This is a genomic window from Nostoc sp., assembly GCF_036917235.1.
Lineage (GTDB): Bacteria > Cyanobacteriota > Cyanobacteriia > Cyanobacteriales > Nostocaceae > Nostoc.
The window spans coordinates 1-18,967 of record NZ_JBALDU010000069.1 but is presented as its reverse complement, the minus strand read 5'-3'; the positions used below and the strand labels follow the sequence as shown (position 1 = coordinate 18,967).

The 18,967-nt window shown below is 42.5% G+C and carries 16 protein-coding genes; 9 read left to right on the top strand and 7 right to left on the bottom strand.

The window, feature by feature from the left end; all coding sequences use genetic code 11:
* Positions 1-167: 167 nt before the first annotated feature.
* From V7K44_RS20380 to V7K44_RS20365, 4 genes are all read right to left on the bottom strand, one after another.
* Positions 168-635, bottom strand: coding sequence for a DUF29 domain-containing protein (locus tag V7K44_RS20380; protein WP_334933755.1), 468 nt, complete (start codon positions 633-635; stop codon positions 168-170).
* Positions 636-713: 78 nt separating this feature from the next.
* A complete protein-coding gene (locus V7K44_RS20375) occupies positions 714-911 on the bottom strand; it encodes a hypothetical protein (RefSeq protein ID WP_334933866.1) in 198 nt (65 codons plus the stop codon).
* Between the two features lie 126 nt (positions 912-1,037).
* Entirely contained in the window at positions 1,038-4,157 is a 3,120-nt protein-coding gene (locus V7K44_RS20370; RefSeq protein WP_334933753.1) for an efflux RND transporter permease subunit, read from the bottom strand.
* 83 nt (positions 4,158-4,240) lie between these two features.
* A complete protein-coding gene (locus V7K44_RS20365) occupies positions 4,241-5,698 on the bottom strand; it encodes an efflux RND transporter periplasmic adaptor subunit (protein ID WP_334933751.1) in 1,458 nt (485 codons plus the stop codon).
* Positions 5,699-6,260: 562 nt separating this feature from the next.
* On the opposite strand from V7K44_RS20365, the gene V7K44_RS20360 reads away from it, so the two are divergent.
* From V7K44_RS20360 to V7K44_RS20350, 3 genes are all read left to right on the top strand, one after another.
* Positions 6,261-7,142, top strand: coding sequence for an Npun_R2479 family HD domain-containing metalloprotein (locus tag V7K44_RS20360; protein WP_334898388.1), 882 nt, complete (start codon positions 6,261-6,263; stop codon positions 7,140-7,142).
* 113 nt (positions 7,143-7,255) lie between these two features.
* Positions 7,256-8,371 carry an ABC transporter permease gene (locus V7K44_RS20355; RefSeq protein WP_334933748.1) on the top strand — a complete coding sequence of 372 codons (1,116 nt, stop codon included), beginning with the start codon at positions 7,256-7,258 and terminating at the stop codon, positions 8,369-8,371.
* A 391-nt stretch (positions 8,372-8,762) separates the two neighbouring features.
* Entirely contained in the window at positions 8,763-9,476 is a 714-nt protein-coding gene (locus tag V7K44_RS20350) for a hypothetical protein (RefSeq protein WP_334933746.1), read from the top strand.
* Positions 9,477-9,498: 22 nt separating this feature from the next.
* Here the strand turns inward: V7K44_RS20350 and V7K44_RS20345 are convergent, their stop codons facing one another.
* On the bottom strand, positions 9,499-10,029 hold the full coding sequence (locus tag V7K44_RS20345; protein ID WP_334933744.1) for a GrpB family protein: 531 nt from the start codon (positions 10,027-10,029) through the stop codon (positions 9,499-9,501).
* Positions 10,030-10,144: 115 nt separating this feature from the next.
* On the opposite strand from V7K44_RS20345, the gene rpmI reads away from it, so the two are divergent.
* The 6 genes from rpmI (at position 10,145) to V7K44_RS20315 (ending at position 14,992) form a co-directional block, all read left to right on the top strand.
* Positions 10,145-10,342, top strand: a complete 198-nt coding sequence (gene rpmI, locus V7K44_RS20340; RefSeq protein ID WP_094350284.1) for a 50S ribosomal protein L35 — start codon at positions 10,145-10,147, stop codon at positions 10,340-10,342.
* A gap of 19 nt (positions 10,343-10,361) precedes the next feature.
* The gene (rplT, locus tag V7K44_RS20335) at positions 10,362-10,718 is read left to right on the top strand and encodes a 50S ribosomal protein L20 (RefSeq protein WP_289795542.1); all 357 of its coding nucleotides are present in this window, start codon (positions 10,362-10,364) and stop codon (positions 10,716-10,718) included.
* 12 nt (positions 10,719-10,730) lie between these two features.
* Positions 10,731-11,546, top strand: a complete 816-nt coding sequence (locus V7K44_RS20330; protein ID WP_334933741.1) for a transporter substrate-binding domain-containing protein — start codon at positions 10,731-10,733, stop codon at positions 11,544-11,546.
* Between the two features lie 76 nt (positions 11,547-11,622).
* Entirely contained in the window at positions 11,623-12,147 is a 525-nt protein-coding gene (locus V7K44_RS20325; RefSeq protein WP_334933739.1) for a tetratricopeptide repeat protein, read from the top strand.
* Between the two features lie 174 nt (positions 12,148-12,321).
* Positions 12,322-14,304, top strand: coding sequence for a primary-amine oxidase (locus V7K44_RS20320; protein WP_334933737.1), 1,983 nt, complete (start codon positions 12,322-12,324; stop codon positions 14,302-14,304).
* Positions 14,305-14,422: 118 nt separating this feature from the next.
* Positions 14,423-14,992 carry a peptidylprolyl isomerase gene (locus V7K44_RS20315; protein ID WP_292738596.1) on the top strand — a complete coding sequence of 190 codons (570 nt, stop codon included), beginning with the start codon at positions 14,423-14,425 and terminating at the stop codon, positions 14,990-14,992.
* 72 nt (positions 14,993-15,064) lie between these two features.
* Here the strand turns inward: V7K44_RS20315 and mutS are convergent, their stop codons facing one another.
* Complete coding sequence (mutS, locus tag V7K44_RS20310; RefSeq protein WP_334933735.1) at positions 15,065-17,689, bottom strand: DNA mismatch repair protein MutS; 2,625 nt, start codon at positions 17,687-17,689, stop codon at positions 15,065-15,067.
* Positions 17,690-18,042: 353 nt separating this feature from the next.
* The gene (locus tag V7K44_RS20305) at positions 18,043-18,516 is read right to left on the bottom strand and encodes a tellurite resistance TerB family protein (protein ID WP_334933733.1); all 474 of its coding nucleotides are present in this window, start codon (positions 18,514-18,516) and stop codon (positions 18,043-18,045) included.
* Positions 18,517-18,967: the final 451 nt, after the last annotated feature.

The following is an 18,967-nucleotide window of genomic DNA, read 5'->3' as shown; positions in this document are numbered from 1 at the left end:
ATTAATTTAGTGCTTCTGCAATCAAACGGAATCACTGGAAAATCTTTACTATGGTTATATGGATTGGGCAATAGGTAAATTTACCGCAATCAGTCAGATTGTAGAACCTTTCGGTCAAGCTGTCTATCCATCTAGATGTAAAGCAATATGACAGCAGAAGCAATTTTCTACAGCCCGTAAAAATCCTCATCTAAAATCTGCTCAATGGAAAAAGGACAAACTGTGGGATACTCACTTTCCTGGGGTATCTGAATCCCAAACTTAGCCAACTTACCTTCTTTAATGGCTAGCTTGCGAGCATCTGGGTAGGCTTTTTCCACTACCTCTACCAGAAAACTTTTTAGAGAAGGAGTATCTGCTAAATTATTCAGAACTCGCTGACGATGTTCAAGTATTGAGCTATACCAGCTTCCTTTCATGCTATCGGGGACATCATGCCCAAGTCTTGATTTGAGTAAATGCGCCAACAAAATTGTCAGATTGCTTTTGAGCGCGTTTTTCTCTGCCTTAGCTAAATCAACTAGTTCTTCAATCAAATGCTCTATATCCAACGCCTCAAAATCATGATTTTGTAACTGTTGAATGGTTTGCTCAATCCATAATTGCAAATCTCGATCGTATGGTGGGTTAGGCATTTCTCAGATTAGCTCCTAACTATTCACTCACAGTTCGCCCAGAAGTTTATTCGATCATAGCGATGAAAGCGATCGCACTTAGAGGATGTCTGAAAAGTTTTTTTGTATACATCTAACCCTTGGAGATATTTTATCGCCCATCTTAAATAAGTTACGTCGTTCTTCTGCACTCAGAGTCACAAGAAAAGGCATCTTTGCTTGGATAGTCGCAAAGGCTGCTTTAATTTCTTGAACATCTGCTGGGGAAAGGGAGGCGGTGATGTTTTGGTAAGCCATTGGTTATTTACTCAGGTGAATCTGTTTGTTATGATTCCCACTGAGAAATGCGATCGCACAATAGGTACAGGGGCAGAAGCAATACGGTGCGGTTAAGGAGACGCGATATAATCGCCGTCTCTACAATTATGGGCGCGATGGTTTTTTACCAAAGCCATAATGCAATGTATGCATAATCCAAGTTTGAAAGTTGTCAATGTAACTAAATATCACTGGCACTACCACCAGTGTCAACAGAGTAGAAGTTGTGAAACCGCCCATAATGGCAATTCCCATCGGTTGACGAACTTCAGAACCCGCACCAATTCCTAATGCTAAGGGCAGAATACCGGCGATCGTTGCCAGAGATGTCATGAGAATCGGACGCAAACGTGATACACCCGATTCTATGAGTGCCTGACGTTGGGTTTTACCTTGCTGCATATTGATGATGGTATAGTCAACTAACAGAATCGAGTTTTTGGTGACAATCCCCAACAGCAACACAATCCCAATCAGGGCATATATTCCCAAGGGTTTTTGAGCAACCATCAACGCTACCAATGCGCCGCCTAAACAAAAGGGTAAGGCTGCCATAATCGATAATGGATGAAGAAAGTTGTCATACAGCAGTACCAGAATTGCATAGATACACATTAATGCCAGCCCCAACGCACCGCCAAAGCGACCGAAAATGTCTTGCATAATTTTGGCGCTGCCTGATGGTTGCTGTACTACTCCTGGCGGTAAGTTTTGCATCGCAGGTAGTTGGTTAATTGTTTGCACTGCCTCTCCTAAAGAAAGCCCTTGCAAATTGGCTTCTACGGCAACTTGACGGGCGCGATCGTAACGGTTGATGGTAGCAGGTCCGCTACCAAAGCGGATATCTGCCACTGCGATGAGGGGAACCAATCTACCATTTTGACTGAGTACTTGCAGATTTGTGATTGTGTTGATGTCAGCCCGCGCTTGCGGATCGATTTGCACGCGAATGGGGATTTGGCGATCGCTTAAATTAAATTTTGCCAAGTTGGCCTCATTATCGCCGATGGTGGCAAGAGAAGCAGTCCGAGCGATCGCTTGCACTGTCACCCCCAAATCTGCTGCCCGTTGGGGGTTAGGAATTACCAAAATCTCTGGTTTGACTAAACTGGCAGTCGAAGCCACTTCTACCAATCCAGCTAGCGATCGCATCTGCTTTTCTAGGGCATCAGCAGCTTGATTCAACGCTTCGGGATTTTCACTTCTGAGGACAATTGATAAACCTTTGCGGCTGTCACCCGGTGACTGACTTTGAAAACTAATTCTCGCTCCTGGTATTTGCTCAAAGTCAGGACGCACTTGTTCCTCAAACTGTTTTTGGGAAATATTTCGTTCCTCTCTGGGTTTGAGATTAATCGCAAGGCTGGCAGAATTGATCTCTTCTGTTGCTAGTACACGTTCAACTACTGGATTTTGGCGGATGATATCAGTCGCTTGGGTGACTACCTTGTTAACGTCTTCTAACGTGGAACCAGGAGGTAATTCTATAGAAACGTTGGAAATTCCAAAATCACCATCATCAACAAAACCCTTGGGAATTAAGGGAACCAGCATCGCACTGGCAATGAAGAAAGCTAATGCGATCGCTATTGTTGTCAATCTATGGCGTAATGCCCACTCTAAGACTGATCTATAAGGTTGAAAGCCCCGATGCTTTTCAGGTGTGAGTTTTTTACTTCCCTTCCCACCACCTGGAAGTGTAAATTTAAAATTAAAAATTTTTATTACTCCCCTCTGCCCCTCCGCCTCCTTTAAAAGATACGCCCCCATCATCGGCGTAACCATCCGCGCGACAAGAGTTGAAAAAATTGTGGAAGCCGCAACGGTAACGCCAAATGGTTGAAAAAATTGCCCTGGAATTCCACCCATAAAGGCAACGGGCAGAAACACTGCAATAATTGTCGCTGAACTGGCGATTACCGCTAATCCTACTTCGTCGGAAGACTCAAAAGCCGCTTCCCAAGCCGACTTACCCATAGCGATATGCCGTTCCATATTTTCAATTTCCACAACGGCATCATCTACCAAGTTGCCCACCGCCAGCGCTAATGCCAACAAAGTCATGTTGTTGAGGGTGTAACCAAGGGCTTGCTGCACTGCAAAGGTGGGAATTATTGATAGGGGTAAGGCAACAGCCGTAATTAATGTTGCTCGCCAGTCTCGCAAAAACACTAAAATAACGATGACCGCCAGCACCGAAGCTTGAATCAACTCATCAATGGTGCTTTGGTAAGATTGGCGGACAATATCGGCTCTAGTAAAAATTAAATCCAGTTTGACATCTGGAGGAAGGGTTTTTTCTAGTTGTTTGACTGCTGCTTTGACTCCTTCTTCTACTGTCACCAGAACGCTGCCAGTACTACGCAAGACTTGGAAAGCTACGACGGGTTGATTATTCAAACGGGCGGCTTGGCGCACATCACCAAATTTATCTTCTACAGTTCCCAGGCTAGATAACGGTACAGAACCACCTTGTGGTAAAACGATTTCGTAGGTTTTCAAAATATCGACACTAACAGCACTTCCTAAAGTACGGATACTTTGTTCGCTACCACCAACTTCAGCACGTCCCCCAGGTAAGTTAATGTTCAAAGCGCGGATTTGGTCGTTTACCTGAGTGGCGGTAATTGCTAAAGATTGTAAGCGGTCTGGATTAAGATTAATGCGAATTTCTCGGTCAACACCACCCACGCGCTGAATTTGTGCTACACCACGAACTCCCAACAAGGTACGGCTAATAGTTTGGTCTACGAGATTGCTTAATTCTTCTACAGAACGCCGATCTGATTTAACTGCGTAGGTAATCACCGGGCCGCCGGAAAATTCTAGGCGTTCCACAATTGGATCGTTAATGTCTTGGGGTAAATCTTGGCGAATTTGAGCGATCGCATTTCTAACATCATTGGTGGCGCGATCGCTATCTGTACCCAAAACAAAATTGATTGTCGTCTTAGAATTCCCATCGCTGACGGTGGAAATCATAAAATCGATATTGCCCAACCCGGCGACGGCATCTTCAATTTTTTTCGTCACTTGAGATTCTAATTCTGCTGGGCCTGCACCTGGTTGGATGACTTTGATCGAAACTGTTGGCACATCAATATTTGGGTTAGTATCAATCCCCAAGGATATAAAGGAGAACCAACCGATTACTGTCAAAATTAAAAATAAAACTATTGTGGGAACAGGTTTTTTGATCGACCAAGCTGAGATATTAAAAGACATCGGAGAATTTTAGATTTTAGATTTTGGATTTGTCATTGGTCATTTGTCATTGGTCGGTCATTGGTTATTTCTTCCCATTCCCTTCAACTTGCAACTCGAACCTTATCCCCATCTTTGAGATAGCCAGCACCATCAACTACAACGCGATCGCCTAACTGTAACCCACTCTTGATTTCCACTGTGTCGTTATTACCAGGATCTCCTAATTCTACTTTCTGGCTACTGACTGTATTTTCACTCGATAAGATGAATACAATTACACTTGCGTCACCTTGGGACTGCACTGCTTTTTGTGGCACTACCATTTTCATCCCTGAATCAGTAGTAATCGCGGCACTAGCAAACATTCCTGGTTTAAGTAAAGTTGTTGGCGGCAAGTCAATTTTCACTGTCGCCTCCCGTCTTTGATCGTTCAGCTGTGGTTGTATATCTCTAACTCGTCCTTGCGATCGCACCCGCCGATCGACATCAGAAGTAATTTGCACCGATGCGCCAATTTTCACCTGAGTTAGTTGAGTTTCGGGCACCTTCGCCTGAAGTTCTAACTTTTCATCTCGGATAATCGAAAATAGTTTTTGTGTGCCACCAATCACAGTTCCCACCTGGGTTTGCGGCGGTACGCCAGTCACATCACCGACTCTAGCCAGTTTCTCAGCGATTACTCCCGAAACCGGTGCACGTACCACAGTTTGTCCTAACTGAGTTTGCAGTTGTTGCACCTTAGCAGAACTGCTCTTGACATCGGCTTTGGCTTTGTTGACGATCGCTTGGGCGTTATTAATATTGGCTTGGGCACTGCCGATATTAGCCTGGGCACTGCGTATATTTTCTTGGGACAGGTTCACAACTTCTATGGCAGTTTTCACATTGTAGGAACGAGTATCAAGTTCTTGTTTGCTAATTGTCCCAGAGTCAGCGAGTTGTTGATAGCGCTGATAATTCTTGCCTGCTTCCTCTAACCTCGCCTTGGCTTGAGCTAAATCGGCTTGTCTTTGCTGGACTATTGCTTTATTTGATGCCAAATCTGCTTGTTTCGATGCCACATCTGCTTGTTTCGATACCACATCTGCTTGTTTCGATTCCACGTCTGCTTTTGCTTGGCTAATTTGGCTTTGGAGTATGGAACCATCTAACACCGCCAACACTTGACCTTGTTTGACAAAAGCTCCTTCTTTGACATTTACGGGAATGCTTTTAATCTGTAAACCGTTTGTTTGCGGTAGCACCGGAATTAAATCACTCGCGGCTACAGTCCCAGTAGTTTTGAGTGTACGGACAACACGGGCGGTTTCTACTGTGGCGATGGTGACTGTCATCGCTGGGTTAACTTTTTTATCCGCTACCGCACTTTGTTGACGGGATGGAAAACGATTTAATACACTCATCACAACCAAGGCGATCGCAATTCCTAAACCAGTACCCAAGAATAATGGCTTCAACCACGCCCTGGTTAGTTTTTGATCTGATTTGCTTAAAAAACTCCTATCTTCAGAGGTTATAGCTTCTTCCACCTCAACTTCTGAAAGACTTTCATCGCTCACAGTTCCACCTCTACTTGCTGTCTATGCATACCAAATCTTGGTATTTTCTTAAGAAAACTTGAAGTTTATTCACTTCGATATCAACTATGACGCATTTCATAGCAAATGTCTTTTATCTGCAATAGTATATAAGACAACTTTGTTACCAAGAGAAATTACTACCATAAAAATGGTAATAAATTTTATGTAGATTATGATACAAAAAATTATCTCATCTCATAGAGCTACTTGATGTCACACACCATCTGTATTTAGATCACTGTCAACCAATGCTTAGATATGAAAAACTGATATAGCTCATCTAGATTTATCTAATTAGAATCGAAAGTATTTATGTATTTCGCTATACCAAGAGATTGCTTTTATACGTAATAATTTCTCTAAAGCCTTTATCTATGCCAGGAAGTCATGTATCCAGGCATAGATAAAGCTAGCGTCTACAGCTACACGTGAGTTACAAAGGAGCAAACTCCATTGCCTTACATTCCAGCAAGGGTGGCCTTGATTCTGGAATTTTGAAATCAAATCAATAAAAAATTGGTATTTACCAGAGAAAGCAGATATGTTCAATGCCACTGAAATTTTAATTGATGCCTTTGTAAATGAAATTCGAGACGGCTACCGTCGCACTTATGGCTGCTTTAAAAATGATTATCAGGACATTATCGCCTGGGCGGGTAACATGGCTTTGGAAAACATTGCCAATAGCGATGCTCTTTACCACAATGTTGAACACACTGTCTTAGTAACCCTAGTGGGACAAGAAATTTTACGTGGCAAACACATCAGGGAAGGCGGTGTTTCTAGTGAAGACTGGTTGCATTGTATTATTTCTTTAGTCAGTCATGATATTGGCTATGTTAAGGGAGTTTGCCGACAAGACCGAGAAACAGCAAACCTATATTCCACAGGTAAAAATGGCAGAATGATTTCTGTGGCTGCTGGCGCTTCTGATGCCAGCCTGACGCCGTATCATGTTGATAGAGCCAAACTGTTTATTGATGAGCGGTTTGGAGGTCACAAGTTAATCGATGCTGAGGCAATTAAAAGCAATATTGAATTGACTCGATTTCCCGTGCCGGCGGCAGAAGATCATCAAGATACAAAGTGCTTTGCAGGATTAGTCCGTGCTGCTGATTTAATTGGTCAACTAAGCGACCCGCGTTACCTGAAGAAAATTACTTCTTTATTTTACGAATTTGAAGAAACTGGTGTAAACAAAGTTTTGGGCTATAAAACCCCTGCCGATTTGCGTAACAACTACGCTAAGTTTTACTGGAATGGCGTATATCCCTATATCCAAGAAGGACTGCATTACCTATCATTGACACAACAGGGAAAACAAATTCTCGCGAATCTTTACTCAAACGTGTTTGTTGTGGAACATGAAAAACAACAGGAAGAACAGCAGCGCTATTTAGAGAAGTTAGCAGTTAAGAGTTAGGAGTTAGGAGTTAGGAGTTAGGAGTTTTGGAGTTGAAAATTATTAATCATGAGTTATGAATTAAGATAAAAACTTAATAACTCATAACTCCTAACTTATAACTCCTAACTACTATGGATTGGTGGCGACGACTGAAGAAAAATCCTTTGGCACGTTTTGGGGCCATTTTGCTGTTAATTTTCTATATAGGAGTAATTGCAGCTGATTTCGTAGCTCCTTATGACCCCTATGCTTCACAGCCTAATGGTTCACTGCTGCCACCAACTAAGATACATTGGGTTTCTCAATCAGGGCAGTTTGTCGGGCCTTATGTTTATCCGACAACTCAGGGAGATACGAATTTAGATACAGGCGATCGCAAACTCATTGTAGACTCGACAAAGCCTTCACCCTTGCGTCTATTTGTTTCCGGGCCAGAATACCGATTGTTGCAGATGAGTTTGCCACTACCGCCGAAGTGGGATGAAGTCACAATCTTTTCTGGTATCCCCTTAAATTGGCATTTATTTGGCACAACAACTGGCGCAAAAGTCAATATTTTGGGCACTGATGACCAAGGCCGCGACCAATTTAGTCGCTTGCTGCATGGCGGTCGCATCAGTATGTTTATCGGGATTTTTGGCATTATCATTACCTATCCCCTCGGTTTACTCATTGGGGGAATTTCTGGCTATTTCGGCGGTGTGACTGATAGTGTCATTATGCGTTTGGCAGAAGTGTTAATGACTTTCCCCAGTATTTATCTTTTGGTAACATTGGGCGCAGTCTTACCAGCGGGTTTAAGTAGTACCCAGCGCTTTTTGCTGATTGTAGTGATTACTTCAGTTATTAGCTGGGCTGGTTTAGCACGGGTCATTCGGGGACAAATACTATCACTTAAAGAGCGAGAATTTGTCCAAGCAGCCCGGGCAATGGGCGCGAACCCAATTTATATCATCGTCCGTCACGTTTTACCGCAAACGGCTAGTTATGTAGTTATCTCTGCGACTCTTGCAATTCCCGGCTTTATTGGTGCAGAGGCGATATTGAGTCTCATCGGCTTGGGAATTCAACAACCAGATCCCTCTTGGGGAAATATGCTTTCTCTGGCTAGCAATGCTTCAATTTTGGTGTTGCAACCTTGGTTAATTTGGCCGCCGGCTGTGTTGATTATTCTCACAGTGCTGGCATTTAACCTACTCGGTGATGGGCTGAGAGATGCACTCGACCCCCGCAGTTTAAGAAGATAAGCTCTTAATAATAGCAAATGCGATGCCGTCTAATACTGTTCGGTTAAGGCAAGAGACGCGATGAATCGGCGTCAAGACAAAACGACTGATTATTGTCTTGACGCCGATTTATCGCGTCTTTGAGATTTATAGTTTTCATCAAAAAACCTTAACCGAACGCTATTGGATAGTAGTTTCTACTTTAACTTGGATGTTGGAAGGTAAGCTGTTGCACCTTTAATTTGCACTAATTTTGCACTAATATTTTTCCAATATGATTGTGGGGTGGGCAGGATGCCATTGGTGTAAAGTTAAGAAAAATGGATGGCTGTCAAGAGTGGGCAAATCAATGGTAAGAGTCAACACAGGTGCAATATTATCTGTTAAATTTTTAACAATCAATACATAATATATGAAATCCATCATCCGAGCATCTGCCGTAATTAAAAGCACCTTCCAGTCACCCAGAGGAATTTTCTTGACGCTGGTGTTGACAAGCTTGCTATCTTGTGGATTTGGACTCATTGAAAACAATTCTGCTGGTGCTATCCCTTACCCAGACGGCACTCAAGTATCCCAATCCCAAGCAAACGAGTTGCCGAAAGCGATCGCTAATAAAATTTTACGAAATGCTTCTAGGCATTCCGGCTTGCGTAAACGGGAATTAGAGATTACCCAAGTCACATCGAAAACCTTTAGTAATCCCTGTGTGTTCAAATTTGGAGAAGTTTGTACTAGGGAATACAACCCCATTGAAGGCTGGGAAGTACTTGTCAGAGTCCGTCAAGATTCGTGGACTTACCATGTAGATAAATCTGGAAAGCAAATCATTTTAGATCCGAAAGTGAGTACTTCACAAACATTGCCGAAGGCGATCGCAGATGCAATTTTGAGCGATGCTTCAAGCCGTTCTGGGGTGGGAATTACTGATTTAAAAATTACTCAAACTACACCAAAAACCTTTGGAAATCTCTGCCAATTCAACTTTGGCGAAGTCTGCACCCAGCAGTACGACCCTGTGGAAGGCTGGGAAGTGATTGTCAAGGTTAAAGAGCAATTTTGGACTTACCATGTGAATAAATCCACTTCGCAAATAATTTTAGATCCCAAAGTCAAGGCCAGTTAAAAAAGTTAAATAATCAATGGCTTTAGCTTTTTCCCATCTCATTACACCGTGCTTTGACCATCAAAGCACGGATATAGTCATTTTTACCATTGGTATAAGCCTCGCGATCGCTCCGAAAACTTGCCGCTAAATTACGTTTTAGAACTTCGTAGCGTTTCGCCTCTTCAGGATGCTTTCTCAAATAGTCGCAAAATAACTTGCGCTCCCAAAATTCGCTGTCAATCTCTACTATGTGAACATGATGAGTACGTTGCTTTCCGTATGGCGGCATTCCTTTGACAAAAAACATCCGTCCAGGACGCGTATCTTCATGCCAATAAACGTATCCCAAAGATTCTAAAGCCAAAATAGCAGATTTTGCATCTACTAAGGAACGCACTCCCACCATAATGTCAATAACTGGTTTGGCTGCCATTCCTGGTACTGCGGTACTACCAATATGTTCAATTTCTATAACTAAGTCATTGCCTAGTGCCTGCCAAATCCGCTCGGCTTCTTCTGCAAACAAAGTCGCCCAACGTGGGTCATATTCGACTATATTGACCTCATCCATAAGTGAAGCTAAGTTTATCTACAGCGATCGCGGTTGGCTAAATCCTTTATTTAATTGCAGTTATAGCAATTTTAATAGTATATAATAATGGATCGTGTCGAATCAAAGCCAGACCATGCCTAAACTAAAGACTCGTAAAGCCGCGGCAAAACGATTCCGTGCCACCGGTAGCGGTAAAATCGTCCGTCGTAAAGCGTTCAAAAGCCACCTTTTAGAACACAAATCCTCTGACAAAAAACGTGGTATGCGTAAGAGTGCGCTTGTACACGAACGCGACGAACTTAACGTGCGCTTGATGCTCCCATATTTGTAAGTATTTTAGGAAATAAGTTATGACTCGGGTAAAACGCGGTAATGTAGCTCGCAAACGCCGCAATAAAATTCTCAAACTAGCTAAAGGTTTTCGCGGTTCCCATTCAACTCTGTTTAGAACTGCCAACCAACAAGTGATGAAGGCGCTACGGAGTGCCTACCGCGATCGCAAAAAGAAAAAGCGCGATTTTCGTCGCCTCTGGATTACCCGCATCAATGCTGCTTCCAGGCAACACGGCTTGAGTTATAGCCAGTTGATCGGTAACTTGAAAAAAGCTGATATCCAACTAAATCGCAAGATGCTGGCGCAATTAGCAGTCCTCGATCCAGCTAGTTTCGGCAAAGTTGCTGAATTGGCACTTCAAGCTAAAGGATAAAGGTGGTGAGGGATGTATAACAGATGTAACAGACGGCAAGCAATTACTCGGTTACATCTGGTATTATCCGCCACTATCTTTTGGCTTTTTTGCTTTTCTCTAGTAGGGACAGGATTAACTGCATCTGCTGCCGAAATGTCAGAAATTCAGCAGCGAGGCTATTTAAATGTTGCCGTGAAAGATAACTTGCGTCCCTTGGGATTTAAGGATGACAACGGGAATTTGCAAGGCTTAGAAATTGACTTGACCAAGCGTTTGGCAGCTGACTTGGTTGGTAAAGCCGAAGCTGTAAAATTTCAACCTGTAGCGAATCGCGATCGCCTGTCTGTAGTTTTAGACAAGAAAGTTGATTTTGCGATCGCTAGAGTCACAGCAACCGAGTCACGCGCCCGCATAGTTAGTTTCAGTGTTCCCTACTATTTGGATGGCACTGTATTAGTTACAAAAGATGCCTCTGTACAGCAGTTGAATGATTTGGCAAAACAAAAAATTGCCGTACTCAACAACTCCAGTACCATTGCTAAAGTGCGATACTATCTGCCAAACGCCGAGTTAGTAGGAGTAGATTCCTATAAAGAAGCGCGAGAGGAAATAGAAAATAATGCCGCCGTAGCCTTTGCCGCAGATGCTAGTGTTCTAAGTGGTTGGGTGCAACAATATCCTCAATATCGGTTACTGCCAACTAAGTTATCAACTGAACCTTTATGTGTAGTAATGCCCAAGGGATTGCAGTACGATGAGTTTAGACGAAACGTGAATCAAGCGATCGCTCGTTATTTAGAAAAAGGTTGGCTCCAGGAACGCTCTCAATATTGGGGTTTACCGTAAATTGGTCATTAGTCATTAGTGAATAACAAATGACAAAAAACAAATAACAAACTTTATAATATTTGTATTTGCAGTAATGGATAACAGTCTAGCCGTTGTTTATCTCTCAATTTTGGTGGTTATACTCACAATTGCAGCCGTGAGTGTGTTTCGCCAAATTTTCAAAACTCGCAAGGTTGAAGGCTCTTTTGCAAAATTGCGAAAGAAATTAGAGAAAGAAAAGGGTACGACTCAAGAATATTATGAGTTAGGCAGCATTTATTCAGAAAAGAAAATGTACTCTCAAGCGATCGCGCTATTTCAAAAAGCTCTCAAAGCTGCTGAAGAAGAGGGAGAAGAAGATATCGCCCCCATTTACAACGGACTCGGCTATATTTATTTTACCCAAGAGCAATATGACTTAGCAATTCGTCAGTACAAAGAAGCTCTCAAATCTAAACCAGACTACGTAACAGGATTGAATAATCTCGGTCACGCCTACGAGAAGAAAAAATTAACGACTCAGGCGTTACAAAGTTACGAAGAAGCACTTAAATTAGCTCCAAATAACTCTATTGCTAAACGTCGTGCTGAATCTTTACGTCGTTTGGTTTCTGCGTAAGATAATGTCCAGGTAATTAAGCATAATACCCGGAACCCCACCCCGCTATAGCTGTGCTTTAGCAGGGTGGGGTTATTTTATTATAATTAATTTCGCTTTAGCCTCTGAATTTATCGGTTTTCAATCTTAGGTTTGGAAATAGATAACTATAAGTCTTTTGTAAAAATGTAAAAGATGATTAAGCGGCTAAAGCATTTTTTATGGCTAGCTATTGCCATCATTGTTGTCATTTCTTTCTCAATCGGATTAATGGAAACATTGATGGCTCAACAGCCTTCGATTTCCCATCCTCTCACTTCACTAACTGAGGTAGAAATTAGCACAGCTGTTTCCGTCATCCAAAGAGAAAAAAAATTGAGCGAAATGGCAGCTTTTCCTCTTATTGCTTTACAAGAACCAGATAAAGAGGAAGTGATAAATTTTACACCTGGGAAGGCCTTCCAGCGAAAAGTTTTTTTGGTAATCTATGAACGTTCAGAAAACAAAACCTTTGAAGGTATCGTTGACCTGAGAAGCAAAACCTTAAGTTCTTGGAAAGAAATACCGTCAGTTCAACCTGCGATCGTTAATTCAGAATATGAACTAGCAACTCAGGTCGTTAAAGCCGATCCTCGATGGCAAAAAGCGATGCAAAGGCGGGGAATTAACGATTTCGCTCGAGTTAAAATCAGTTGGTGGGCACCAGGAATTCTGAGCGAACAGGAAGAAGCAACAGGTAATCGTCTTTGTCGCGGCTTATTTTACTACAAAGGGAAAGGCTGGAACTATTACGGTAGTCCCATTGAAGGAATCTTAGCAACAGTCAATTTGAACACGGGTAAAATTGCTAGTTTCGTTGATAGAGGAAACGTACCTTTCTCTAAAGAAAACTGGGATTATGATATCAAATTCTTGGGCAAATTACTGTCACCACTTAAATCATTAAAGATTCTGCAACCTAATGGTAGAAGTTTCCAGATAAAAGACAATGAAATTAGCTGGCAAGGTTGGAAGTTTCGCTATTCAATGCATCCTCGTAATGGATTAATGCTTTATCAAGTGACGCACAAAGACGGGGAAAATATTCGACCAGTTTTATATCGCGCCAGTCTCTCAGAAATGGTAGTACCTTATGGTAATCCTGAGCCTACTTGGTCGTTCAGAAATGCCTTTGATGTTGGGGAATACAACTTAGGTTTACTAGCAAATACGATGGAATTAGGTAAAGAAATTCCCGAAAATGGCTTGTTGCTAAATTCTGTATTTGCTAATGAACAGGGAGAACCTTATAAAATACCAGGAGTTATCGGTATCTACGAGCGCGATAACGGAATGCTGTGGAAGCACTATGAATATAATACTCAGCGTAATGATGTCCGTCGCAGTCGAGAATTAGTGATGAAGATGACGGTAGCTATTGACAACTATGATTACAGCATCAATTGGATCTTTCACCAGGATGGGACTTTGGAAGTCCAAAATGAATTAACGGGTATCGTATTGGCGCAGGGAACGGCTGCCCAAAAGCAATCTGATGATGATTCCTATGGTCGGTTAATTGCTAAGAATATCTTCGGAGTCAATCACCAGCACTTTTTCAACTATCGCCTAGATTTCGATGTAGACGGTCAGGCAAATTCTGTGATGGAAATGAATGTGAAAGCTTTGCCGATGGATGAGAAAAATCCTTTAGGAAATGCGATCGCACTTTCAGAAACCCCACTAGCTAAAGAAACGGCTGCTGTGCGCGATTTGGATATGAAAAGCAGTCGGGAATGGATGATTGTCAGTGCAGACAAAAAAAATCCTCTCGGTGCTGCACCCGGATATATGCTGATGCCTGAAGGAAACTCGATTTTTTTCCCTGTGGAAGGCTCAAAAATCCGTCAACGGGCAGAATTTGCAACTCATCACGTGTGGGTAACAAAATATAAACCTACTGAACTTTATGCTGGCGGCGATTATCCCAACCAAACTCAAGCTGGGCAAGGTTTACCAAAATATATTGCAGACGATGAAGCCTTGATGGGTGAAGATATCGTACTGTGGTACACAATGGGCGTAACTCATATTCCGCGATCGGAAGATTGGCCGGTGATGCCTGTTCACCGAGTTGGCTTTAAGCTAGTCCCTAGAGGATTCTTTAGCCGTAATCCAGCGATAAATTTGCCTGAGTAAAATATTTGTTGGCTCAAGTTTCCTGCCTTCAGGTTTTTTTCATGTCTAAAGGCAGTAACTTGAATGCTGATAAACTTATATAGTTCAAATACTGGCACTGGTTAAAATAGGATATCTAATGAACTTTCCAGAAATTAATATTCCCGGTGATGGAACACTGCACGCTCGTTTAATTACTTCCTTGGGTGAAATTGTAGTTCGTTTGGAAGAAGAGCGAACTCCTAACACCGTCAAAAATTTTGTCGGTCTAGCAACTGGAACAATCGACTGGAAAGACCCTAAAACTGGTCAATCTGGTAAGGGAACTCCAGCTTACGATGGGGTTCGTTTTCACCGGGTCATCCCTGATTTTATGATTCAGTGTGGCGATCCTCTAAGTCGTTATCTAGATACAGCCAATCGATGGGGTACTGGTGGCCCAGGATATCAATTTGAGGATGAGTTTCATCCTGAATTGAGACACACTGGTGCAGGTATCCTGTCGATGGCTAATGCCGGACGCGGTACTAATGGTTCGCAATGGTTTATTACAGAAGCACCAACACCTCACCTTGACAACAAACACAGTGTTTTTGGTGAAGTTGTCCAAGGTCTAGATATAGTCAACAAGATCGCTAATGTGCCTACGACTAGAGATCGTCCGAATCAAGAAGTGGTATTACAAAAAGTAGAAATTTTTCGGCAGTAATTAACACCTCGGTTTGTAGTAAGCACTTTAGTGCTTAGAAAATAAGGACTAAAGTCCTTACTACAAACTTGTTTATCCATCGAGATTTTGCAGCCCCATCGCAATCTTACTGTGTTTTTCAATTTGCCCCATGACTTGTTTTGCTCGTTGAATAACTACGGCTGGTAAACCCGCCAATCTTCCCGCTTCAATTCCATAAGACTTATCAGCACCTCCTGGTTGAACTTGGTGCAAAAAGATAATTTGGTCGGGTAATTCTTTCACTGTCACCTGATAGTTAGCTACATTCGGTATAATGCTAGCCAGTTCATTTAACTCATGATAATGGGTGGCAAAAATTGTGCGCGATCGAATATCAACTGCTATATATTCCGCCACCGCCCAAGCTATAGAAAGACCATCAAATGTTGCTGTCCCGCGACCAATTTCATCTAATAGTACCAGCGACCTAGATGTGGCATGGTTGAGAATATTTGCGGTTTCATTCATCTCAACCATGAAGGTAGATTGACCAGTTGCTAAATCATCTACTGCACCGACACGGGTAAAAATGCGATCGCATATTCCCAATCTAGCAAACCTCGCTGGTACAAAACTACCAATTTGCGCCATTAACTGAATCAATCCCACCTGCCGCAAATAACAACTTTTGCCACTGGCGTTTGGCCCAGTGAGAATAATTAAGTCAGGAGCGGGAGAGGAGAAACTCTTTTCCTTCTCCTTCTCCTCTGCGTCCTCTGCGCCTCTGTGGTTCGTTTCCTCACTTCCCAATTGCGTCGAATTCGGCACAAAGAACCCCGCAGGTAAAGACTGTTCCACCACCGGATGACGACCATCAACAATGTTAATCTCCCTCCCTGGCAATATTTCGGGACGACAGTAACCTTGATGCACCGCCAACTCAGCCAAACCACACAACACATCCGCCGCCGCCACTGCACGAGATAAATTGCGAATTACTTCCGCCTCTTGTGCTACCTCTTCCCGCAACGCCGTAAAAATCTCATATTCCAACTGATTTAAATCATCTCGCGCCGTCAAAATCCGGGCTTCTCGTTCCTTTAAATCAGGAGTGATGTAACGTTCCTCATTGGTCAGGGTTTGCTTGCGGATATAATGAGCGGGTACTTGGTCGGCTTTGGTGCGAGAAATACTGATGTAATAACCAAAGGTTTTGTTAAATCCTACCTTCAGTGTAGAAATTCCTGTTTTAGCTCTTTCATCAACTTCCAAATTGGCAATCCATTGCTGGTCTGCTTCTACAGTCGCCTTCCTTTCATCCAATAGGGGATTTACACTAGGGCGAATTAATCCGCCTTCTTTAATTAGTATGGGTGGCGATTCTACAAGATGTAAGTGTAACTTTTGTGCCAATTCTTCCAATACACTTGGGACTTTCTGCAAAGCTTTTAGGAATGGAGAACGTGTCTCAACTACTAAATTGGATAATTCTGGTAAGCGTGAGAGCGAATCTGCCAAAGCTACTAAATCTCTAGCATTGGCTGTACCAGAACCCGCCCTTCCTGTGAGGCGTTCTAAATCATAAATTTGGCGTAATAAATGCCGTAAATCTTGACGCAGGGGCGTATTTTCCATCAATTCTTGGATGGTATCAAGACGTGCCCGAATGCCTTTAATATCGAGTAGCGGTTGCAACAACCATCGCCGCAAAGCACGCCCACCCATAGCTGTACTAGTTTTATCTAACGCCCAAAGTAGGGAACCGTGAAAAGTGCCATCCCGGACGGTTTGGGTAATTTCTAAGTTACGGCGGGTTTGATTGTCAACAATCAGGTAGTCGGTGACAGTATAGCTGCGGAGTCTCTGAAGAGTAACAGGGTTTTCTTTTTGAGTATCTTCCAAGTATTCTAGAAGACCACCAGCCGCACGGACGGCGAGGGGAAGATGATCGCAACCAAGTCCTTCGAGCGATCGCACTTTAAATTTCTGCAATAATCTAGGTCTAGCTTCTCCTTGAGAAAAAGGTAGTTGCGATCGCAAACTATAGCAAAATGATGGTGGCAAACACTCAGGAAGATGTGGCGAAGTTTCCCCCGGACGCAGCAAACTACCTAAATCGGGCGCATTTGTCGGAACTAACACCTCTGAAGGTTGTAAGCGCATTAATTCTTGGGTCAAATGTTCTAAATCGCTACCTTGAGTCGTGAGAAATTCCCCTGTGGAGATGTCTGCATACGCCAAACCCCAATGATTTGCGGCAATGACTACTGCTGCTAAGTAATTATTGCGACTGGATTTGAGCATTCCCTCTTCTAGCAAAGTGCCGGGTGTAAGAATGCGCGTTACTTCTCGTCGTACCAATCTCCCAGCAGCTTCAGAAGCATCTTCAACTTGGTCGCAAATTACTACTGCGTAGCCTTTTTCTACCAGCATCGTCGCGTAGCGTTCCCAAGCGTGATGCGGAACACCAGACATCGCCACCCGTCCCTGTTCCCCAGCTTGCTTACTAGTGAGAACTAATTCCAATTCTTGCGCTAGTTTTACAGCATCTTGGAAATAGCATTCAAAGAAATCTCCTACCCGATACAGCAATACCGCGTGAGGATATTTATCCTTCGTCTCGACATAATGCAAGTACATTTGACTTAGCTTACTGCGATCCACCTGTAGATGGTCAGAAATAAAAGTACTTGCATCGGGCTTGTTAGATGGAGTTTCGGAGTGAGAGGCGGTCATAGATGCTATCGAGTTACGCACGGAAATTCCACAATATCCGATGATAACGTGATGTGAAAGTTGAATGGCGATCGCTCAAGGATATTTTACTTTTATCTGAAAAAGGTTTTTTTTGATACAATGCAAAATTCCCAACTTCTTCATGAAGCCGGGAATCTGAACAACTTAACCCAAACAAAATTATTTCATATTCTAAATTTAGTAACCTCAAATTAAAGATGGTAGATGACTGATACCAATTTGAAAAATGATTGCGACAGATGGAAAACTGAAACACTTATCCAATGGATGTTTCATAATCCAAAATCTAAAATCTAAAATCCAAAATGGTATGAGGTTGCAAGTCAAAAAATTTACTCCTCTTCTTCTTCTTCTTCTTCTTCTTCTTCCTCTCCGAACACTGCGTCTATAAGTTCTTGTGCGCGTTCGTCTGAAATATTTAAGGCTTCTTGAAGTTCAGAGATATAATCTTGTTCGCTTTCGGGTACTTCTTCGTCAATCCCTACTACTAAAATAGCTGTGATGTATGCAGCTTCGCGGTAATTTCTATTGGGTAAGGATTCGATGGACTGGGCGATTAAATCTTCTGCTTCTTCTTCTTCAATCAAGCTGACGACTTTTTCGTTCAATTCTTCAAAGTCTTCTTCAGAGTAATCTTCAAATAAGTCAACCCGACCGAGAAATTCACTCAAAGCATATTCTTCTGTGGAAGAAATACCTTCACCATCAGCCGCAGCGGAAAACAACCCAAGAATTGCGATCGCCACTTCTGGTTCTAAAGCAACTGAACTAACACTACGGCCTTTGGGCAACTTGCGTTTAGACATAATTATCCTCTAAAAGTTACGTGATATTTCAGGAAGTCATATTTTGCGCTTTATCATGCTTCCTCGATTTATGATTCCCAAAAGAATGCAGAAATATACATTGGGATGAATCTTTTTTTCATAAAAAATACGCAGAGAGTATACTCATCTGCGTATAAAAACGGTTAAGTTGCTTTGAGCGATCGAGGTTTTTAGTACTTTTTTATCCTAAGTAGCTTAAATGGATATGGTGTACACACAAGTCTAAAATAGTTGATTAACCAAGGTTTTACCCCACCCTAACCCTCCCCTTGGAAAGGGGAGGGAATCGGATTTTCTTGTTTCCCCCCTTTATAAGGCAGGGCTGATTCATTCCGCAAGGGCAAGAAGTTTGTCAATATCATTAGAGAGAAATCTTTGAGCAATTGTGATGGAAGGATGACCATTTCGACGGAGTATATTAATGGCGATC